The sequence below is a fragment of the Streptomyces corynorhini genome (assembly GCF_003346515.1).
Lineage (GTDB): Bacteria > Actinomycetota > Actinomycetes > Streptomycetales > Streptomycetaceae > Streptomyces > Streptomyces corynorhini.
Window position 1 is genome coordinate 1 of record NZ_QQNA01000407.1, and the last position, 2404, is coordinate 2404.

General features: G+C 71.9%; 2 protein-coding genes. Both read left to right on the forward strand.

Annotation, left to right across the window (positions count from 1 at the left end; genetic code table 11):
• The coding region (locus DVH02_RS33585; RefSeq protein WP_114627616.1) for an MFS transporter at positions 1-1495 on the forward strand (1495 nt) is incomplete at its 5' end.
• A 132-nt stretch (positions 1496-1627) separates the two neighbouring features.
• On the forward strand, positions 1628-2404 hold a 777-nt coding region (locus DVH02_RS33590; protein WP_147286201.1), incomplete at its 3' end, for a TetR/AcrR family transcriptional regulator.

Consider the following 2404-nt stretch of genomic DNA (forward strand, 5'->3'; position numbering starts at 1 on the left):
CCCCCACCCCCACCCCCAACGCTGGCTCATCCTCGGCGTCATCGTTCTCGCCCAGCTCACCGTGATGCTCGACAACACCGTCCTCAGCGTCGCCATCCCCTCCCTCACCCGCGAACTGCACGCGTCGACCGCCGACATCCAGTGGATGATCAACGCGTACTCCCTGGTCCAGTCGGGTCTGCTGCTCACCGCGGGCAACGCCGCCGACCGCTACGGCCGCAAGAAGCTGCTCATCGCCGGTCTCGCGCTCTTCGGGATCGGCTCGCTGGTCGCCGGGTTCGCCCAGTCCAGCGGCCAGTTGATCGCCGCGCGCGCCGGAATGGGCGTCGGCGGGGCGCTGCTGATCACCACCACGCTCGCGGTGGTCGTCCAGATCTTCGACGACACCGAACGCGTCAAGGCCATCGGCATCTGGTCGACCGTCAACTCCCTCGGCTTCGCCGCCGGACCGCTGATCGGCGGGGCCGTGCTCGACCACTTCTGGTGGGGCGCGATCTTCCTGATCAACATCCCGGTCGCGGTCATGGCGCTGATCGCCGTCGCCACGCTCGTACCGGAATCCAAGAGCAAGCAGGGCGAACGCCCCGATCTGCTCGGCGCGCTGCTCTCCACCGTCGGGATGACCGCCGTCGTCTACGCGATCATCTCGGGGCCCGACCACGGCTGGACCTCCGGCCAGGTCCTGCTGCCCGCCTCGGCGGGAGCGCTGGTCCTCGCGCTCTTCGTGGGCTGGGAGCTGCGGATCCCGTACCCCATGCTGGACATGCACTTCTTCCGCAACCAGCGCTTCGTCGGGGCGGTCGCCGGTGTCATCCTGGTCGCGTTCGGGATGAGCGGCTCGCTGTTCCTGCTGACCCAGCACCTCCAGTTCGTGCTGGGGTACGGGCCGCTGGACGCCGGGCTGCGTACCGCGCCGCTCGCCATCGCGGTCGTCGTCCTCAACCTCTCCGGCGTCGGGCCCCGGCTGATCGGCAAGCTCGGCACGCCGGGCGCCATCGCCCTCGGGATGACCCTGGTCTCCGCCGGACTCGGCGCGATCGCGGTGCTCGGGGCGCACGGGTACGGCGGGATGCTGATCGGGCTGGTCGTCATGGGGACGGGCATCGCGTTCTCCATGCCCGCCATGGCCAACGCCATCATGAGCGCGATCCCGCCGGAGAAGGCCGGGGTGGGCGCGGGCATCAACGGCACGCTCGCCGAGTTCGGCAACGGCCTCGGCGTCGCCGTCCTGGGCGCCGTGCTCAACTCCCGCTTCGCCGCGCTCGTTCCGGCCGCCGTGGGCGCGGCGTCGCTGCCCGCCGCGCTCGCGGCGGCGGAGAACGAGGCGGAACGGCTGCGGATCTCCGACGCGTTCGCCTCGGGGCTGGAGACCAGCCAGCTGGCCGGCGCGGTGGCCGTCCTGGTGGGCGGGCTGCTCGCCGCGCTGCTGCTGCGCAGGGCGGACCGGGTGGCAGGGCCGGACGCCCCGTCGGCGGCCCGGGAGAGGGCGGCATAGCATCGGAACCGGCCGGACCGCCGGATTCCGGTGGATGTCAGAAGACATGTGCGGTGGCCCGGGGGCGCCACGCCGGGGCCGGACGGCTCGTGAAAGCGGAGCCGGTCCGGACGGAACCGAGGAGGCTCACTGATGGCGTCGGAACCCGACAGCGGACGCGACGGCACGAGTGACGGCGTGAGTGACGGCGCGAGTGACGGCACGGTCCACGGCGACCGGGCGCCGGAGGCCGCCGCCGAGCGGCCGACGGCCCGTACCAGCGTGTGGCTGGACGGCAAGCCCGCCGCGCGCGGCCGCAGGAACGACCGCACGGACGCCCCCTCCGGGCTCGACCGCGACCGCATCACCTCCGTCTCCGTACGGCTGCTCGACACGGAGGGCCCGGCGAAGTTCTCCATGCGTCGGCTCGCCGCCGAGCTGGGAGTGACGGCCATGTCCCTCTACTGGTACGTCGACACCAAGGACGACCTGCTCGAACTGGCCCTGGACTCCGTCTACGCGGAGATCACCGGAATCGGGGCGCCCGCCACCGATGTCACAGCCGGTCCCGACTGGCGCGAGCGGCTGCGCGAACTCGCCTTCCAGCACCGGGACTTGCTGGTACGGCATCACTGGGTCTCACCGCTCGTCGGCAAGTACCTGAACATCGGGCCGCGTTCGATGGAGTTCTCGGCGGCCGTCCAGGAGGCCATGCGCGGTACGGGCCTGTCGCCGCGGGGGCAGGCGGGCGCGATCGCGGCGGTCTTCCAGTTCGTCTACGGATTCGGCACGGTCGAGGGCCACTTCGTCCAGCGCTGCGCCGACGCCGGGCTGAGCCAGGACGCGTACTTCCGGCGGGCGATGGGCGCCATCCGCGAACAGCCCGGCCTGGAGTCGGCGTTCGCGAACGCCGACTCCAGGCCGGGCTGT